Below are 18,457 nucleotides of genomic sequence, written 5' to 3' on the forward strand. Positions count from 1 at the left end.
CGCTTACGCTGCTCCTTTCGCGTCGGACACTTCCTCATCCGTAAAATTTTCCGGCTCCATCTCTGCTTTACAATTCAGGCATTTGAAAAATTCACCCTTGGACTTCGTGTTCTTTTCTACCAAAAATTCGGCATCGCAATTCGGGCAGGAGTGCGGTACCGGTTTATCCCAGACCGCGAACTCACAATCCGGGTAGTTCGCGCATCCATAGAATACCTTGCCCTTCCGGGAGCGGCGTTCCACGATATCTCCGCCGTCCTCGGGACAGTCGATTCCCAGTGGAATCGGCTTGGTGTTTTTACACTCCGGGTAGTTGCTGCAGGCCATAAATCGTCCGTATCGCCCGGTTTTGATTACCATTGTCGAACCGCATTTTTCGCAGTTCTCGTCGGTCTCCTCCGGCGGACCTTGTTCTTCCAAAGGTTTTGTGTTTTTACAATCGGGAAATCCGCTGCAGGCCAGGAATTTGCCGTTTCGTCCCCATTTAATGACCATTTCCCGGCCGCACTTCTCACACTTTTCACCGGTGCCTTCCTGGAGTGATTTCTTGATGTCTTTGCTTTTACTCTGCACGGCTTCCAGCGATTTGTTGAACGGTTTATAGAAATCCTGAACCACATCAACCCAATCGTCCTTGCCCGCCTCGATCTTATCTAACTCGTCTTCCATTTGTGCGGTGAACTTTGTGTTAAAGATATTCGGAAAGTGCTTCACCAGGACGTCACACACGGTAAAGCCGAGTTCGGTGGGGATGAGCTGTTTGCCTTCCCGGTTCACGTAATCCCGATCATAGAGCGTGGTAATAATCTGCGAATACGTACTGGGGCGCCCAATGCCCTGATTGTCCAGTTCTTTAATCAGGCTGCTCTCATTGTAGTGAGCCGGCGGCTTGGTAAAGTGCTGTTCCGGTGTAATCTCCTCAAGACTGAGAGTTTCGCCTTCCTCAATATCTTCGGGCACATCTGTATCTTTGTCTTCCTCGTAGCCATTGGGCATCCGTTTATATGCCTTCAGGTATCCGTCGAACTTCAGGATGGAACCGGATGTCCGGAACTGATACTCTTCCCCGGCGGCGATGTCGATGGTCGTCCGGGCGTATTTCGCCGGGGACATCTGTGAACCGAGCAACCGATACCAAATAAGGGTATATAACTTGAAATGATCGTTTGGGAGTTGGCCCTTGATTTTATCTGGCGGAAGATTCCAGACGGTCGGTCGAATTGCCTCATGGGCGTCCTGAACCTGGCTTTTCTTGCTGGCATACTGCCGGGGGCTCTTCGGTAGATATTTATCGCCGGCCCACTTCTTCACTGCATCCCTGGAACCGGCCAGTGCTTCGTTGGCCAGACGAGTGGAGTCGGTACGCATATAGGTGATGAGACCCTGCGTCTCCCCGTTGACTTCGACGCCTTCATAGAGCCGCTGCGCCAGCGCCATGGTCTTCTTTGGAGAGAAGCCGAGCTTGTAGGCCGCATCCTGTTGTAAAGTACTGGTGGTATAAGGCGGATACGGTTTCCGCGAGACCGTCTTCTTTTTGATAGAATCTACTATAAAGTCTTGCTCGTTCAGCGTGGAGAGGATCTCGTTCACTTCCTCTTCCGAGCCGATCTCCGGATCTTCACCATTAACTTTATGCAGATCCGAGGTGAAGACATCGGTGTTCTCGCCCTTGAGTTGTGCATGGACCGACCAGTACTCATCCGGTTCGAACGCCTCGATTTCCCGCTCCCGCTCCACGATAATCCGGAGCGCCACCGACTGGACGCGTCCAGCGCTCAGTCCACGGTAGAGGGTTTTCCAGAGAAAGGGACTCACTTTGTATCCCACCAGGCGGTCCAAAATACGGCGCGCTTGCTGGGCGTTCACGAGGTTGTCGTTGATAGAATGCGGATCGGCCAGCCCGCTTTTCACCCCGGACTTGGTGATTTCATGAAACAACACCCGGTGGACGTCCTGCTTATTGCCGTTCAGGATTTTGGCGATGTGCCATGCAATGGCCTCGCCTTCCCGGTCGGGATCGGTGCCGAGGTAGATAGAATCAGAGTTCCTTGCGGCCTTCTTTAATTCTTTGATGATCTTGCCCTTGCCGCGAATGGTCTGATAGGTCGGTTCGAAATTATTCTCTACATCTATCCCTAATTCCTTCGGTGGCAGATCCCGGATGTGCCCCACCGACGATTTGACGTCATAATCTTTGCCAAGGTACTTCTTCAGGGTTTTGGCTTTGGACGGCGATTCAACTATTAACAGATTTTTCGCCATGCAGTTGATACTCCTTTCGCTTGTATTCAGCCAATGAATATAATGATTGTACTTTCATTCACAAAACCGTTATCTGAAAGAATTGTTTGCTCAGAATTCGGGAGTCTGCGAGCAGGGTTTTGTTGTTACCATTGAATATATATAATCTCTGTTCGCTACAAATTCATTTATCTTTTACAAATTTCTTGTGAATTGTGCAGGTGCATTGTATGATTACATCCTATATAGCGGACTGACAAACGAATGTTTTAAAACGGGAAGAGTTTGCTGGACATGACGCTGAAAGACTATCTATTTTCCTCCAAACACTTTCTTTTTTATATATAGTTTCCTGATGAAATTGCCACCCACAAACCGGACGGACTGTTAGGAATGGACGGACTTTCGCCAAAAGCGAAGCAATCGGAACGCTCTCAATGGGTAAATTGGCTCAAAGCCGCAGCAGTAATTGCGGTACTGTATCTGTTTCTCGTCTCCATCGGAATGATCGGGACGGCGTTCAAGGGGATGGGCCGGGAGATGGCCGAAACACTGCTGCAATCTGCGGCCGGTCCGGTCATCGGATTGGTCATCGGGATTCTGGCAACCAGCATAATTCAGAGTTCGTCCACTACGACTTCACTGGTCGTGGGGATGGTCGCAGCCGGCACCTTCGGAAGCGACCCTAAACTTGCCGTTGCGGCTGCGGTGCCCATCATTATGGGAGCGAATATCGGTACCAGCATAACCAACACCATCGTCTCGCTGGGACACATCACCCATAAGCAGGAATTCCAGCGGGCGTTTTCGGCGTCGATTGTCCATGATTTTTTTAATTTTTTTGCTGTAATCATTCTGTTTCCGCTGGAAGTATATACCGGCATAATCAGCAAGAGTGCCAACTTGCTGACGAACCTTTTTATCGGGACTGGATCGATTACGTTTCAAAGTCCGGTGAAAGCGGCAACAAAGCCGGCCGTCCATTTTATGGAAGAGCTGATGGGGCTCCAGGAGATCATTAATCCGAATGTCATTCTGGCGATTGTGGCGGTCCTGCTTCTGTTCTTTTCGCTCCGTTCCCTGACGAAACTCATCAGAAGCTTGGTGATTACGCGCCTGGAGACCTTTTTCGACACCCATATTTTTAAAACGGATCTGCGGGCGATACTGTTTGGGATCGCCATCACGATCATGGTGCAGAGCAGCTCAATTACCACCTCCCTGGTTATTCCGTTGGCAGGGGCAGGGATATTGACACTGAGGCAGATTTTTCCCTATACTTTGGGGTCGAATATCGGAACCACGTTTACGGCGTTGCTGGCCAGTCTGGCTACCGGCTCTCACGCGCCGCTGGCAGTCGCTTTTGCTCATCTGCTGTTTAACATTTTTGGCATTGGCATCATCTGGCCGATTCCCGCTCTGCGGCGATTGCCTATTAAGTTTGCCAAATGGTTCTCTGCCATCACGGTAAAAAACAGGGCATACCCGATTATATATGTTATAGTGGCTTTCTTTATAATACCATTAATGCTAATAGTGATACTGAGGTAACAGTCATGTCATTCTTCAAAGATATATTAAAGCTCTTAAGCTCCCAAGATTTACTGGCCCAGGCCTGGGACGATTCAAACGACATGTTGATACTGTCCAGAGATATGTTTCGGGAGGCAGTCAAACATCTCCGGGAGGATCGGAATATTGAAAAGCTCCGCGCATTGAAGCAACGGGACTGGGAGATCAACACCTTCCAGCGCGACGTGCGCCGGAAGGTGCTCACTCACTATTCGGTCACGGAGGATCAATCCGACCTGGCGAACGGACTGATCCTTATCAACATGGTGGTGGACATCGAACGGCTGGGTGACTATGCCAAAAATATTGTGGATTTGGCGATTAACCATCCCAACACGATAATTACCGAGGAAATATCAGATGACCTGTATACCATGGAAAAGGAAATACACGACCGGTACGAAAAAACGATCCAGGCCATCAAGAATCACGACCTGGAGCTTGCCAAAGATTTAAAAGCGCGGTATAAGTACGAAATATCCAAGAAGTCCGATGCCATCGTGAACGGGATTATTTCCGGTGAAATGACCGATTTTGATTCTCCGTCGCGAGCGGCGGCAATTGCGTTGTATGCCCGGTACCTCAAACGACTCGGCAGTCACCTCAACAATATTGCTACCACGCTGGTGAATCCATTCGATACCATTGGGTATATGCAGTAGAAACCTGCAGGAAATCCCACATCGGCTTTGACATTTTTCCCCCGGTTCTCTAAACTATCTTTTCTGTCAACAGGGAACAGAGCCAATAAATTTTAACCGAGGATTGTAGCGGTATGTCAAAGGGCGTAACGAAGCAGAGCGAAGATTTTTCACGATGGTACACTGATGTGGTGCAGAAGGCAGAACTGGCGGACTACTCGCCGGTAAAAGGCTGTATGGTGATCCGGCCGTACGGATATTCCATCTGGGAGAGTCTGAAAGAGACGCTTGACCGGATGTTCAAGGAGACCGGGCACCAGAATGCGTATTTTCCCTTGTTCATTCCCCAAAGTTATCTGGAGAAAGAAGCCGAACACGTTGAGGGATTTGCACCGGAAACGGCCGTGGTAACCCACGGTGGTGGCAAAGAGCTGGAAGAGCCGCTGGTGGTGCGGCCCACTTCGGAGACTATTATCTGGTCCATGTATCAAAAATGGATCGGGTCGTATCGTGATCTGCCCCTGCTGATCAATCAGTGGGCCAATGTGGTACGCTGGGAAATGCGGACCCGGCTATTTCTCCGGACCACAGAATTTCTCTGGCAGGAAGGGCATACCGCCCATGCCACCGCGGAGGAAGCAGAGGAAGAGGCGCGCCAGATGTTAGAGGTCTACAAAACACTGGCTGAAGAATACATGGCGATGCCCGTATTGACCGGCCTGAAGAGCGAGAGCGAAAAGTTTGCCGGTGCGGTGCGCACCTATACCATCGAAGCGATGATGGGCGACAAAAAGGCACTCCAGTCCGGCACCTCACATAATCTGGGCCAAAATTTTGCCAAGGCTTTCGACGTCCAGTTCCAAAACGAGGATAACGAACTCGAGTACGTGTACGCAACGAGTTGGGGGGTCAGCACCCGGCTAGTCGGTGCTTTAATTATGGCGCACGGCGATGATCAGGGGCTCGTGCTCCCACCGAAGCTGGCACCGTATCAGGTCGTGATTGTACCCATTTGGCGGACAGAAGACCAGAAAGGGCCGGTAACCGATCTCGTGGAGACCGTTACCGATGGGTTACGCGAATCCGGCGTCCGTGTGCACGTGGACGACCGGGAAACGGTAACGCCGGGATTCAAGTTTAACGATTGGGAGATGAAAGGCGTACCGCTCCGGATCGAAATCGGTCCCAGGGATGTGGAAAACAATCAAGGCGTGTTGGCGCGACGTCTGACCAGTGAAAAATCCTCAATGGGAATTGAGGAGATTCAGTCGCAAGTACCGGGAATTCTTGACGAAATACAGAACACCATGTTCGACCGGGCGCTGAAGTTCCGGGAAGAGAATACACTGAAAACGACCGACTATGATGAACTCAAAGAATTCATAGGTAACGACAATGGATTTGTGTTGGCACCGTGGGACGGCACCGCCGAGACCGAAGAACAGATAAAAAACGAAACCAAAGCCACCATCCGGTGTATCCCGTTCGACGGGCCGGATGTGGAAGACGGCGACACGGATCCCGTCTCCGGTAAACCCGCCAAACACTGGGTGTATTACTCCAAGGCGTATTAAGGTAATACGAAGTCTACTTCCAAAGATGCTATCTTTGCCGAAAGATGGCATCTTTTGGCAGCCGCTATAATTTTCTTTTAGCTCAAGTATCGAGTATTGCGTAACGGAACTTTCGAGGTAGAATCTACGCAATACGCAGTACGTAATATTTAACAAGACCACAACAATTCCCTTCTGCACCAATGTTACGGAGAGCAGGTGCTTTAACTTTAACACCCGAACACCTGAACACTTTATCACTGCTTTAACGATTGCATTCCCCCTCGATTTGGTCTAAGATTTCCGTATGGCAATTGTCACCACAGATGCGGTCGTGCTGCGTCGGATTGAGCACAGCGAAACCAGTCTGATCTGTACCTTTTACACTAGGGATTACGGCCGGTTAACGGCTATTGCCAAGGGTGCCCGTCGACAGAAGAGTCAGTTCGCCGGCACGCTCGACCTGATGAATTACCTCCAGATCACGGCATATACCAAAGAGACCAGAGAAGTCCAGACCCTTTCGGATGCCGAATTTGTCCGAACGTTCAACAAGTTACAGCGCGATATGGATCGTGCCGGTATCGGTATGGTGCTGGTGGAGACTATGCGCAAAGCCATCATTGGAGAAGAACCACATCCGGAAATATTCGACCTGTTGGTTGATACACTCATCGCTCTCAACGATTACGATGATCCCGGTATTGAAGTCCTCTGGTGGTTTCACCTGCACCTGGCCTCGCTGTTGGGCTTTTTGCCCCAATTCGACGAATGTTATGAGTGTGGGAAATCTCTCTTCGAAGGATACTTTTCTGCCGATACCGGACAAATTCATTGTAAGTCGTGCGTGATCCATCAGCCGGGAATGGTGCACCTGCGGAATATGGAACTGCGGATCCTCCGGTACCTGCTAGAGAAATCGCTGGGAGAAATCGATTTTGGCGCGATTCGGCGGGTCATGCCAGAGCAAGCGGATGGCGAATCTCACCAACCGACAATTCAGCCAGAACTCCTCACCGGTGTCATTGTGAAATACCTTCAATACCATGTGGAAGGGATCGCCACATTGCAGAGCTTGGACTTTTTCACTACATTCGAATGACATTAGAAAACCAGAAAAATACTAGCACGTCCCGGAAGGGACTCCTGGTGGAGCAGATGACGCTGAAAAAACGAATTATCACGGATAAAAACATTAAAAAATCCCCATGGGATTTAATTGATTTTCATCTTATGAGTAAATTCTTATGGTTGCGTGTAACTGAATTGTAGTCAGATTAATGTATCGGAACAGTAATAACATCAATTTTGGGAGTAGCTGGGGGCCGCCGGGCCGGCGAGGCGGCGGAACCCTCAATCCGCTGAAGAGCGACTTTTACTCTAATGCCATCCGGGTGCTTATCGCGGCCAATCTGGCAATTTTTGTTCTGCTCTGGCTCTTCGGGACCAGACAGTTTGAACTCTCGGTATTTCAAACATTCGGTTTGGTTCCGCAGCGGGTTTGGCACGAGGGTATGGTCTGGCAGCCGATTACCTACATGTTTCTGCACGGCGGATTTTGGCACGTTGCTATTAATATGTTTGTTCTCTGGATGTTCGGCACCGAGATCGAGCACCGCTGGGGTCGGTCGGAATTTTTAAAATACTATTTTATCACCGGTGTCGGTTCCGGGTTGGTGACCATGCTCTTTTCGCTAAATTCCACGATTCCGGTGGTGGGCGCCAGCGGCGCCATCTATGGAATTCTGCTGGCGTACGGATTGATGTTTCCGAACCGGTATGTGTATATCTATTTCCTGTTTCCCCTCAAGGTGAAGTATTTCGTGGCGATTATCGGCGGGATTGCTTTTTTCTCATCGCTCAGCAGCACCGGCGGGAATATCAGCCATATGACGCATCTCAGCGGGATGATTATCGGCTGGCTCTACTTTAAGCAGGACTGGCGTCTGGATTTTCTGAAGAATCGCTTCCGGAAAAGCAAGCGGAAGCAGACGCTGAACAAGATCAAAAAGGTGGAGAAGGAAATTCACGACTTCCGGGCGGAGATCGATCGAATCCTGGACAAAATTAATAAGGTGGGATACGATAACCTGACGGAAGAGGAGAAAGAGTTACTCTACCAGGCGAGTAAGCACCTGGCGGATGACGACAAGCCGAATTGATACAATAAAATATTTTCAGGTTACGAGTATTTGCCGCTTAAAGCCCTTTCCTTTTAGGGCTTTAAGCGGCCAGTTTTATGATCATCGATAAGCCGACAATCAATTCCACCTTGGATTATCCGGAATCATAATATCCAGATCGTCCAGGAATCCGAGATCTTTGATCTCCTGGCGCAAATACTCCCGAACAATTTCACTGCGGATTGGAATATTCTGTATCTCCAGAAGCTTTTGTTTGTCTTCCGTGGTAATCGGAAGCCAGGTAGTCAACAGGTTGACCAGCATTTCCAGCGGTACATCCTCCGACAGTATATCTTCGATGGGGAAATCGGCTTCAGTCATCTGAGCAATTTTCCGGAATTGCCGTAAAAGCGCTTCCCGCTCTTCCCTGAGATTACCGCCTGAAGTGGAATCCTGAAGGATCTCCATTTCACCACGGCGATAGGGCATCTTTTGTGGTAACTCATGGATTTCTACCTTGGAGAGACCGTTCAACAGGATATTGAATTTGCCGTCTTCAAGTCGTTTGAATTTCTCTACGTATCCGATGGTTCCTGTGGTGAAAATTTGCGGCTTTTCAAAGTAATCCTCTTCCCATCCTTCCTTCAGCAGAGTTACACAGATAATGCGTTCGCCAGTGAGTACATCGCGAACCATCTCTTTATACCGCTCCTCAAAGATGTGGAGAGGGAGGAGTGTTTTCGGGAAGAATACAGTATTCGGGAGAGGGAAAATTGGTGATTCTCCGGAAAATTCTGTGAGTTCATAATTGAAGCCTAGGCTTTCGGTCATAGTCTCTTCCTTAATTTATCATCTACAAAATCGTTTCTCTGAGGACAGCCGAAACGAAATTAAGATTTTTTGAACCGGTATTACGTACTACGTATTACACAATATAGTTATCGGAGTGTACAGGTGTTTCCCAAAGGGATCCCTTCGGTACAATTGTTCAGGTAACGGCATGTCTCCTCCATCCCATCGCCCAGACGAACCGGCTAAGGAGTGATATCTTTTATCCCCTTTGTCTTTTCAAGACTCTTTATCCTTACTACAAACTGATTAATCTGTGGTATTGGGATTATCACGAAGGATTCTTTCAGCAAGAGTAAGATGAATAATCACCACCAACAGTAACACTTGAATACCCGAACATTCTAACACTGGTTTTAACGCACCTCCAACATATACGGCAGCAGGTACAGCGCTTCCTGGTTGGAGAGGAGCGTGGCCCGATCCATTTCCCGGAGCGCCTTTTGTAGTGCTGGATACGCTTCCAGGCGTTTCGCCATAATGTCTGTACCGTTGAACATCTGCAGAAAATCCACCGAGTACTTGGGGTAAAATTCCAGCGCAACATCTTCATCCGAAGCCACCCCGATTTTTTCTTTGGTGATCTCCAGTGCCCGCTTCAGGCCGCCGACTTCGTCCACAAATCCCGCATCCTTACCGCCTTCGCCTGAGTAGATACGGCCCCGGCCCAGGCTGTCGACTTGTGCCGTCGTCATTCCGCGACCGTCGGCTACCTTGCCAATAAAATCCTGGTAGAAGTCGTTAATCAGCGAATACAGTTTCTCGCGTTCTTCGGTCGTCATGCTGTCCGAAACCGAGAAAAAGTTCGAATGTTCGCCCCGTTTAAATACGTCCATATTGACGCCAGCTTTGTCAAACAGGTCGTCCATGCTGAAGGTACCCGCTATCACGCCGATGGATCCAGTAATGGTCGCGGGATCGGCGATGATGGTATCGGCATTCATGGCGATGTAGTATCCGCCGGACGCCGCCAGATCGCTCATGCTGACGATCACCGGTTTGGGGTTGTCGCCAGTGACGGTGAGATGAATTTCCCGCCAGATAATGTCGGACGCCAGGCCGGAGCCCCCCGGACTGTCAATTCGCAGGAGTATCGCTTTGACGGTCTTATCTTTCCGGGCCTTTCTGATAGCGTTGGAGATGGTTTCCGAACCCATCGTGACGGTTCCCGTCAACGGCGAACGCTGGCTCTTTCCTGTGGTGATTTGTCCCACGGCATACACGACGGCGATCTTTTCGCTGAGCGGCGTCTCCCAGTTGTAGTGCCATTCTCCGCGCCGATTATACCGCGTTTCGGACATTAATTCATACTCGTCGTTTCCGTTTTCTTCGGTGATCATCTTTTTGAGTTCATCGTGGTATATCAGGGAATCAACGAGACCGGCCTCGCGTGCTCCGGAGGGTGTGAACGGCCCCTGGTCTATGACGGATTGTATCTCCCGCTGGCTCATGCCACGCGATTCAGCCATTCCGGAAGTAAACATATCATATACATCATCCAGGTAGGCATTCAGTTGCAGTGCGTTCGCCTCCGTGGTGCTGTCCTCGGTAAACATATCGCCGGCAGACTTGTATTCGCCGACATGTACGAATTCCGCCTTGACCCCGATCTTATCCAGCAGGCCTTTTATGTAAATCTGCTGCATGCTGAGGCCGGTCAGCCAGAGCGATCCTGCGGGATTCATAAATACTTTATCGGCCACGCTCGCCAGGTAATACTGGAGATTGCCGCCTTCATCCATATAGACGTAAACCTTTTTCCCGGTATCACGAAACCGGTCAATGGCATCCCGCATTTCCTTCAGTTTGGCGGGGCCTGTGGATACATTTTTAATGTATAATACAATGCCGGCGATGTCTTTTCGCCTGGAATACCGTTCCATCTGTAAAATAAAATTGGTCAGCGTCCGCCCGGGTGTCACACTGAACAGGCCGCTCCGCATTTTTTCCTCAATGATAGGCCCATCCAGAGTAAGAAGTACAAACTTGTCCTCCTTCACCGGATCAACCACGGTTCGCATGGAGGAAGCCGAGTAGCGGTATGCAGCGATTCCGTCCTGAATCCATCCGTCGCCGGAGACATCCGAGACCGCTTCCACCTTGTGGTGCGGCAGGTTGAATCCAACGCCGATACCCACGGTTTCCGTGGTATTATCGTAATATCCGTTCAGCGCCAGCCCGTTCACCAATTCAGTGGAGAGAAACGCCCGGGCATCCGCGGTATATTCATCGCTGGTAAAATCGTAGCGGTAGACAGCGTCGGCGGCAATAGTGAACCGATTACCGAATGGTCGCAACGCAAGCCCGGCCGTGTAGGATGTCCGGCCACCATTATTTTCGGTAATATTATCGGCGGTTCCTCCCAGCGAAATAAAACGCGTCGGCCGCACCGTGAGTCCCAGGTTGTATTGGGGAGCCATCATCTCCCCGAAATCCAGACTGAAGCCGAAATATGAGCCGCGAACGATTTTAGCGCCGCTACCGTAGGTATAGGTGTAGTTCGTGCCGTTATATCGCATGCCCAACCCGGATATGTTGTTATCCTGTCCGCCGCCCAAGTATAAGCCGTAGCGATCGGCAATTCCGTTTTCAATATTCCCGGAAAATCCGAACTGGATGCCGTCGTTAATGGCGAGCCCGGCGGGATTGCGATCTATGGAAAAAATATCATCTGTGGTGGAAACCGATGCCGGTGGGACTAACTGGGCGGAAGCGCCGATCGTGCAACCAAATAAAACCAGGCCAAACAGTAACTTTTTCATCTGGGATACTCCTTATTCTGCATTATGTTGTTGTCCGAGTGCGGCGCGTACGTTCCTGAGAATTCCCTCATATTTGGCGCGCTTGATTGGACTGTGTCGAAATCGTTCGCGGTATTCGTCTACTGTTAAGGTCAGCCACTCGCTGAGATCACGATTGACATTCTCCGACCGTGGTTGAAAATGCGGATCGCCGGTGACATGTTCAAATGAATTATTCCAGGGACACACGTTTTGACAGATATCGCAACCATAGATCCAGCCCTCCGTCTGGTCGGACTGCGGTTCCGGGATGGTGTCTCCCCGGTGCTCGATAGTGAGGTAAGATAAACATTTGTTAGAATCCAGCACATATTCATCAACGATGGCATCTGTGGGGCAGGCGTCGATGCACTGACGGCAGCTGCCGCAAAAATCCGGAATCGGCGAATCGTACTCCAATTCCACGTCGCATATGATTGCTCCAAGGAAAAACCAGGAGCCGTGTTCGCGGTGAATAAGGTTGGTATGTTTCCCGATCCATCCGATGCCGGCCCGGGCGGCCCACGCTTTCTCCATAATTGGGCCGGTATCAACGTAGGAACGGGACTGGACTTCCCGGTCTACCATTTGATGGAGATACGCTTCCAGCTCCCGTACTTTGGGAGTAACCACTTCATGATAATCATCTCCCCAGGCGTAATTACTGATTTTGGCTTTATCGTTTTCTTCAGGGGCGCGTCCGGTATAGTAGTTATAGGAGAGCATGATAACAGATTTTGCCTCGGGGACCACTTTCCGGGGATCCGTCCGTCGTTGGACGTTCCGGGCCATCCACTGCATACCGGCATGGTACTCCAGATCCAGGTACTCCCGGAGTCGCTGTGCCTCCTCGTCCAGCGCTTCCGCCTTTGCGATGCCGAACTCCAGGAAGCCTAGTTCGTCGGCGCGTTGTTCCAGGGATTGTCGGAGATCGTAAGGATTCATCTCATTTCTATTTATAAATTTGACTCTGAAGTTTAAGTCTTTTCTGTCCTTTTGCCTTGATGCAAAAGGACGAAAAAATCAAGGCTGCGCTAATCATTTTGACCACTTAAACGGTTCATTCCAAAAAAATTCCAGGAACTTGCTTCGCTTCAAACAGCCAGGAATTTTTATCTCCATTCGCCGAAGTGGTGCCCAAAATGATTAGCGAGGCCGCGATATCCAGTCCCTGGTCTTTCGTAATAAATCTCCTTCTCAAATTCATATTAAACGAGTTTAATACAGTTCTAACGATAACACTCTACCAAGACGGAAACACTGTAACGTGATTGTTCCCAATAACCTTATACCCTTATACCTCTATACCCCTATACCTCATCTTACCCCTCCGGTTTCCATTCGCCGTTCAAATACTTCTCCGCCCAGAAGATACCGACCATGGATTTGGCGTCGGTGATTTTACCGGATCGGACGGCGTCCAGCGCTTCGTTTAAACTAAGGGTAAACGTTTCGATGAATTCGTCGTGATCCTGCTGCTCCTCATGAAACGTGAGATCTTCCGCCACATAGATATGGATGATTTCGTTGCTGTAGCCGATGCCGGGATGCAACTTGCCAAGCCGGATCAGGTTCCCAGCCTCGTACCCTGTTTCCTCGAGCAGCTCCCGGTATGCTGATTCGCCGGAATCCTCGCCTTCGTCAATCTTGCCTGCCGGCAGTTCCCACATCTCTTCGCCTACGGGGTATCGGAACTGTTTTTCCATCACGAGATCACCGTTATTCAGCACCGGAATCATCACCGAGGCGCCGGGATGTTTAATGTATTCACGGATGCTTTTTCCACCATCCGGCAGTTCCACTTCATCTTTATACACATGCAGTAGAACGCCGCTAAAAACTTTTTCCGAGGATAACTGAGTTTCTGTTAGATCCGCCATAATCTTTCCTTTTTCAATGAAATGGATTTTACAAATTGAATGGTACGGCTGCAAGCACCGGTGATAATGTCGCCAACGAAAGAACTGTTTGCCGAAACGGAGCCCTGCCCGTATTTTTTCGGGTATGCGATCACACATCAACTATTGCTGGGAATGTGGTGCCGAAGCGGCGGTGAAATTCGTGGAAGGCAGGGACCGGAAGGTCTGCACCGAGTGCGGGCGAATCTTGTATGAGAACCCGTTTCCGACGACGGCGGCACTTATTCGGAATCCCCGCAATGAAATTCTCCTGGTCAAACGCGCCGTGGATCCTGCGAAAGGGTACTGGTGTCTGCCGGGTGGATTCCTTGAACTCGGCGAATCGCCGGAGCAAGGTGTGCTCCGGGAATTGAAGGAAGAAACAAATCTGGCTGGGACGGTTGAATCATTCGTGGGACTGAGTCCCAGTATGTACGGCGTCTGGGGCGATGTAGTCGTGATGGGATTTCACGTATCCGTGAATGGGGGCAAGCTGATCGCCGGTGACGACGCGCAGGAAGTTCGGTATTTTCCCACAGATGATTTACCGGCGCTGGCGTTTGAGACGCATGAACGGTTGATTGAGATGTTTATAGAGACGTATCCCGAATGAGTATTACGTACTACGTATTGCGTATAACCATCAGTCATCCTGAGTAAATCAGCATAAGCGGGGGGAGCCAACCCAAAGGGGCCCAATCCGGGACGCCCGTTTTGCGCAAGTCAGAAGGACTCCTTTTCCTCATTTTTATCCCGTCATCCAGACGCCGTCCTTGGGCGGAGACGTGATAGGAAATCAATCTGTGAACCCGGGGGCTCCGAATTTGTATAAAAGTCAACTACCAGTCATTCCGAGCGAGTGAAACGAGTCGAGGAATCTCGTGAAGGAATCTTCGAGAATAAACTGATGAGATTCTTTTCCGGAAGAAATCACTTTGGGATGACTCAATTTTAGGTAATCCGCAATATTGTGGTAATTATCCTTCCGTGGAAACTGTCTCCGTCCCCGTTTCAATCATCTTGTCCAGTGCTCCGCTTTGTTCCAGCGCCCTCAGCTCGGTAAAACCGCCGATGGGTTGGCCGTGGATCAGAATTTGGGGGACGGTTCGCTGGCCGGTGAGATCCACAAGAAATTCGCGGAAATCATCCCGGCCGGTGAGATCGACGGACTCGTATTCAATGTCCTTCTCGTCCAATAAACGCTTGGCGCCCTGGCAATACGGACAAAAAACGGTGGTGTAAACTGTTACTGCAGATTCTGTGTTTTCATTCGGCATAATCGATACCTCAGTTGATGCTTGGTTAATTCTTTGGAAAAATATAATAAAATCAAAAGGGAGACTTTGTTGAGTGTCTTACATTGTTGCAATCATGTTTGTGCGCGTTTCTTTTCGTTGTATTCAGTCTGGAGCTGACCGCAAGCGGCGTTGATATCTTCACCACGACTCCACCGGACTGTCAATGGAAACGGCGCCGGATGCAACGCTCCCAGAAACGCTTCGATTTTCCGCTCCGGCGGTCGTTTATAGGAACTGTCGATATCGTTAAACGGGATCACGTTCAGTTTACAGTTAATGTCCTGGAGCATACTCTTGAGTCGTCTGGCATCACTTTCAGAATCGGAATAGCCGTCGATGAGCACATATTCGAAGGTGATTCGGTTCCCGGTCATGGCGGTATACCTTTTCGCCGCATTCAGCAGGTCACCGATAGTCCACCGTTGATTCAGTGGCATCAGTTCGGAGCGTATCTTATCTCTGGTGGCATTCAGGGAGATAGCCAGTTTGAATGGTTGTTCCTCGTTCGTATACTGGAGAATCCTGGGAAGAATTCCACTGGTGGAAATGGTAATCCGCTGGCGACCGATGTTCGGTCCCTTGTCATCATTGAAGAGATAGGCTGCCCGGATAACTTCATCGTAGTTATTAAACGGCTCGCCCATACCCATAAACACGATATTGGTGATATCGCGATCCGAATAATCCTGAAGAATACGATACTGTTCGAAAATTTCGCCGGCATCAAGATGGCGGTGAAAGCCCATTTTCCCGGTAGCGCAAAAGTCGCAGTCCACAGCGCATCCCACCTGACTGGAGACACAAATGGTCACCCGGTCCTTTGACGGAATAAAGACGGCTTCGATCTGTTTGCCGTCCTCCAGTTCGATGAGAAACTTCACCGTTTCGTTTTGACCCTCGCCTGTCTGACGAATTACCGTGCCACGCTCCAGCGAATGTTCCCTGGATAATTTTGTCCGGAGATCTTTCGAGAGGGTCGTAATTTCATCAAAAGAGGCGGCGCCCTTCTGATAAATCCAGCGAAATAGCTGCTCTCCGCGGAACGCAGGTTCGCCCTGCTCCTGCATGAATTCACTGAGTTCCTCTAGCGTGCGTCCTTTGAGCGGTCGATTTTTTTCGAGTTTTCGCATAGCGAAGAATAATAAGAACCAGGACAGCGGATTCCAAATGCAATTCAGGATTAATAGCATAGCACGCAGATAAACGCAGAAACAAAAGATTGACGCGGATTAAAAAGATAGCAACAATAAGCAAAGAATGAATTCTGAGTAGGAGTTAGCAAAAACAGTCATCACGAGCGGCTCCGCGCATGCGCTCACGGGATTCCTCAACTTATTGTGGAGACCGACGTCGGTCGGTATGTCTCAAGCGTCTACCGTCGGTGAACCCTCCAAGGGTCGCCGACGTTTTTGAAGAATTATGAGGTAACCGTCACCGACGACAAGAGCGATCGGTGACGGGAGAAATACCCCCATGAATCCACGTTGACAACTTCTGAAGCCTTCTGTACTTTGCCTAATTGTGAATGATCAAGACGAAAGGACGTTCAGAGTTGAATACACCGAATGACGAATTACTGGTTCAGGAATTAAATGAGACTTATCAAAGAATTACTGATGAGGTCGGCAAGGTTATCATCGGGCAGCGAAAGATTATGGAACAACTGCTCATTGCGCTGTTTTCCCGGGGGCATTGTGTGCTGGTCGGCGTGCCGGGGCTGGCGAAAACCCTGCTGATCCAGACCTTGTCAGAAGTCTTGGATCTGAAGTTCAGCCGGATCCAGTTTACGCCGGATCTGATGCCGTCCGACATCACAGGCACGGAAATTATTGAGGAGGATCAGACGACCGGAAAGCGGGTATTTAAATTTGTGCGCGGTCCGGTCTTCGCTAATATCGTGTTGGCAGATGAAATAAACCGGACGCCACCCAAGACCCAGGCTGCGCTTCTTGAAGCCATGCAGGAGCACAAAGTGACGGCAGCGGGTACGACCTATACGCTGGATGAACCGTTTTTCGTGCTGGCCACACAAAATCCTATCGAGCAAGAGGGAACCTATCCCCTGCCTGAGGCGCAGCTAGATCGATTCATGTTTAATCTTCTTGTTGACTACCCTACGACGGAAGAGGAAAACGAGATCGTGAAGTCCACTACCAGCGCGTATGAGGCGGAACTGGATAAGGTAGCCTCGTTCGAAGATATTTCCGATTACCAGGCGCTGGTCCGCCGGGTTCCGGTGGCTGATCCGGTGGTCCGGTTTGCAGTGAAATTAGTCAGCGCCACCAGGCCGAATACCGCAGATGCTCCGGAGTTCATTAACGACTGGCTCGAGTGGGGTGCCGGTCCGCGGGCGTCTCAATATCTGATACTCGGCGCCAAAACGAGGTCAGTACTCGAGGGACGCCCAACGCCTTCTGTGGAGGATGTGAAGGCGCTGGCAAAACCGGTATTACGTCATCGGATTATCACCACATTTACCGCCGAGGCGGACGGTATTAAGCCGGACGATATCATCGAAAAGCTAGTTGAGACCATCCCGGACTGATGCCGACGAACGTAGACAAACGCGAATATCTCGATCCGGAAACCATCTCCCGGATCGAAAACCTTTCCCTGGTCGCCAGATTAGTAGTAGAGGGCTTTATCATCGGGTTGCATAAGAGTCCGTATCACGGCTTCTCGGTTGAGTTTGCTGAGCACCGCCAGTACATGCCCGGTGATGAAATTAAGCATATCGACTGGAAACTGTACGGCAAGACTGATCGCTATTATGTAAAACAGTTTGAGGAAGAGACGAATCTCAAAGCGCATATTGTGTTGGATGCCAGTCAATCCATGGGATTTGGTGAAACCGGTGTGACCAAGCTCCAATATGGCTCTTACCTTGGCGCCGCCTTAACCTACCTGATGCTGAAACAACAGGATGCGGTGGGGTTAACGGTGTTTGACCACGGCATCCGCAGTATTGTGCCGCCGAGTTCTCGTCCCAGCTATCTCAATGTGATTCTTGGACAAATGGATGGTCTGGAAACCGGCAGAGATACAAATATTGCCGGGACGCTTCACGAGCTGGCCGACCGGGTAAAACGGCGGGGACTCATCATTCTTATCTCTGACTTATTAGACGATCCGGATGAAGTCATTACCGGCCTGAAGCACTTTCGCCATAAAAAGCACGAAGTACTGGTTTTTCATATTCTGGACAGACAAGAAATTGAATTTCAGTACGACCGGCAGGTCGAACTCACGGATATGGAGAGCGGAGAACACGTGACCACGGAGCCGCGGCTGATTCAGTCCGAATACCGCCGGGAGATGGAAAAGTTCATTGAGTATTATCGCCAGGAATGTCTCTCAAATCATATCGATTACGTGCAACTTACCACTGATCAACCGTTCGATATTTCACTGACGGAATATCTGAATAAGCGACAAAAACTTGGATAAATACAGTATTATAGTGTTAGGGTGTTCAGGTGTTCAGGTAAAATCGTCGTGACAA

15 protein-coding genes are annotated in these 18,457 nt (G+C 49.9%); 8 read left to right on the forward strand and 7 right to left on the reverse strand.

The window, feature by feature from the left end; translation table 11 throughout:
• Positions 1 to 3 precede the first annotated feature (3 nt).
• Positions 4 to 2,262 carry a type I DNA topoisomerase gene (topA, locus tag K9N57_10345; GenBank protein ID MCF7804579.1) on the reverse strand — a complete coding sequence of 753 codons (2,259 nt, stop codon included), beginning with the start codon at positions 2,260 to 2,262 and terminating at the stop codon, positions 4 to 6.
• Between the two features lie 372 nt (positions 2,263 to 2,634).
• Here topA and K9N57_10350 point away from each other — a divergent pair, with 372 nt between their 5' ends.
• From K9N57_10350 to K9N57_10370, 5 genes are all read left to right on the forward strand, one after another.
• Complete coding sequence (locus K9N57_10350; protein MCF7804580.1) at positions 2,635 to 3,792, forward strand: Na/Pi symporter; 1,158 nt, start codon at positions 2,635 to 2,637, stop codon at positions 3,790 to 3,792.
• A gap of 5 nt (positions 3,793 to 3,797) precedes the next feature.
• The gene (locus K9N57_10355; protein MCF7804581.1) at positions 3,798 to 4,475 is read left to right on the forward strand and encodes a hypothetical protein; all 678 of its coding nucleotides are present in this window, start codon (positions 3,798 to 3,800) and stop codon (positions 4,473 to 4,475) included.
• Between the two features lie 113 nt (positions 4,476 to 4,588).
• Positions 4,589 to 6,028 carry a proline--tRNA ligase gene (proS, locus tag K9N57_10360; protein MCF7804582.1) on the forward strand — a complete coding sequence of 480 codons (1,440 nt, stop codon included), beginning with the start codon at positions 4,589 to 4,591 and terminating at the stop codon, positions 6,026 to 6,028.
• A 286-nt stretch (positions 6,029 to 6,314) separates the two neighbouring features.
• Positions 6,315 to 7,109 (forward strand): DNA repair protein RecO, encoded by a 795-nt coding sequence (gene recO, locus K9N57_10365; protein MCF7804583.1) that lies wholly within the window; start codon positions 6,315 to 6,317, stop codon positions 7,107 to 7,109.
• A 178-nt stretch (positions 7,110 to 7,287) separates the two neighbouring features.
• Entirely contained in the window at positions 7,288 to 8,169 is an 882-nt protein-coding gene (locus tag K9N57_10370; GenBank protein ID MCF7804584.1) for a rhomboid family intramembrane serine protease, read from the forward strand.
• A 99-nt stretch (positions 8,170 to 8,268) separates the two neighbouring features.
• Here K9N57_10370 and K9N57_10375 read toward each other — a convergent pair whose 3' ends face one another.
• From K9N57_10375 to K9N57_10390, 4 genes are all read right to left on the reverse strand, one after another.
• A complete protein-coding gene (locus tag K9N57_10375; GenBank protein MCF7804585.1) occupies positions 8,269 to 8,961 on the reverse strand; it encodes an LON peptidase substrate-binding domain-containing protein in 693 nt (230 codons plus the stop codon).
• Between the two features lie 374 nt (positions 8,962 to 9,335).
• Positions 9,336 to 11,741 carry a signal peptide peptidase SppA gene (gene sppA / locus K9N57_10380; GenBank protein ID MCF7804586.1) on the reverse strand — a complete coding sequence of 802 codons (2,406 nt, stop codon included), beginning with the start codon at positions 11,739 to 11,741 and terminating at the stop codon, positions 9,336 to 9,338.
• A 12-nt stretch (positions 11,742 to 11,753) separates the two neighbouring features.
• On the reverse strand, positions 11,754 to 12,704 hold the full coding sequence (gene queG / locus K9N57_10385; GenBank protein ID MCF7804587.1) for a tRNA epoxyqueuosine(34) reductase QueG: 951 nt from the start codon (positions 12,702 to 12,704) through the stop codon (positions 11,754 to 11,756).
• A 377-nt stretch (positions 12,705 to 13,081) separates the two neighbouring features.
• Positions 13,082 to 13,639, reverse strand: coding sequence for an NUDIX hydrolase (locus K9N57_10390; protein ID MCF7804588.1), 558 nt, complete (start codon positions 13,637 to 13,639; stop codon positions 13,082 to 13,084).
• 124 nt (positions 13,640 to 13,763) lie between these two features.
• Here K9N57_10390 and K9N57_10395 point away from each other — a divergent pair, with 124 nt between their 5' ends.
• Positions 13,764 to 14,270 (forward strand): NUDIX hydrolase, encoded by a 507-nt coding sequence (locus K9N57_10395; protein MCF7804589.1) that lies wholly within the window; start codon positions 13,764 to 13,766, stop codon positions 14,268 to 14,270.
• A 364-nt stretch (positions 14,271 to 14,634) separates the two neighbouring features.
• On the opposite strand, the gene K9N57_10400 is transcribed toward K9N57_10395, so the two are convergent.
• A complete protein-coding gene (locus tag K9N57_10400; GenBank protein ID MCF7804590.1) occupies positions 14,635 to 14,934 on the reverse strand; it encodes a glutathione S-transferase N-terminal domain-containing protein in 300 nt (99 codons plus the stop codon).
• A 92-nt stretch (positions 14,935 to 15,026) separates the two neighbouring features.
• Positions 15,027 to 16,085 (reverse strand): 23S rRNA (adenine(2503)-C(2))-methyltransferase RlmN, encoded by a 1,059-nt coding sequence (gene rlmN / locus K9N57_10405; GenBank protein ID MCF7804591.1) that lies wholly within the window; start codon positions 16,083 to 16,085, stop codon positions 15,027 to 15,029.
• Positions 16,086 to 16,480: 395 nt separating this feature from the next.
• Between rlmN and K9N57_10410 the strand changes: the two genes are divergently transcribed.
• Positions 16,481 to 17,500 (forward strand): MoxR family ATPase, encoded by a 1,020-nt coding sequence (locus tag K9N57_10410; protein ID MCF7804592.1) that lies wholly within the window; start codon positions 16,481 to 16,483, stop codon positions 17,498 to 17,500.
• Positions 17,500 to 18,402 (forward strand): DUF58 domain-containing protein, encoded by a 903-nt coding sequence (locus tag K9N57_10415; GenBank protein MCF7804593.1) that lies wholly within the window; start codon positions 17,500 to 17,502, stop codon positions 18,400 to 18,402. Before K9N57_10410 ends, K9N57_10415 begins: the two co-directional genes overlap by 1 nt.
• Positions 18,403 to 18,457: the final 55 nt, after the last annotated feature.

The sequence above is a fragment of the Candidatus Neomarinimicrobiota bacterium genome, assembly GCA_021734025.1.
In the GTDB taxonomy this organism is placed as follows: domain Bacteria; phylum Fidelibacterota; class JAANXI01; order JAANXI01; family JAANXI01; genus JAANXI01.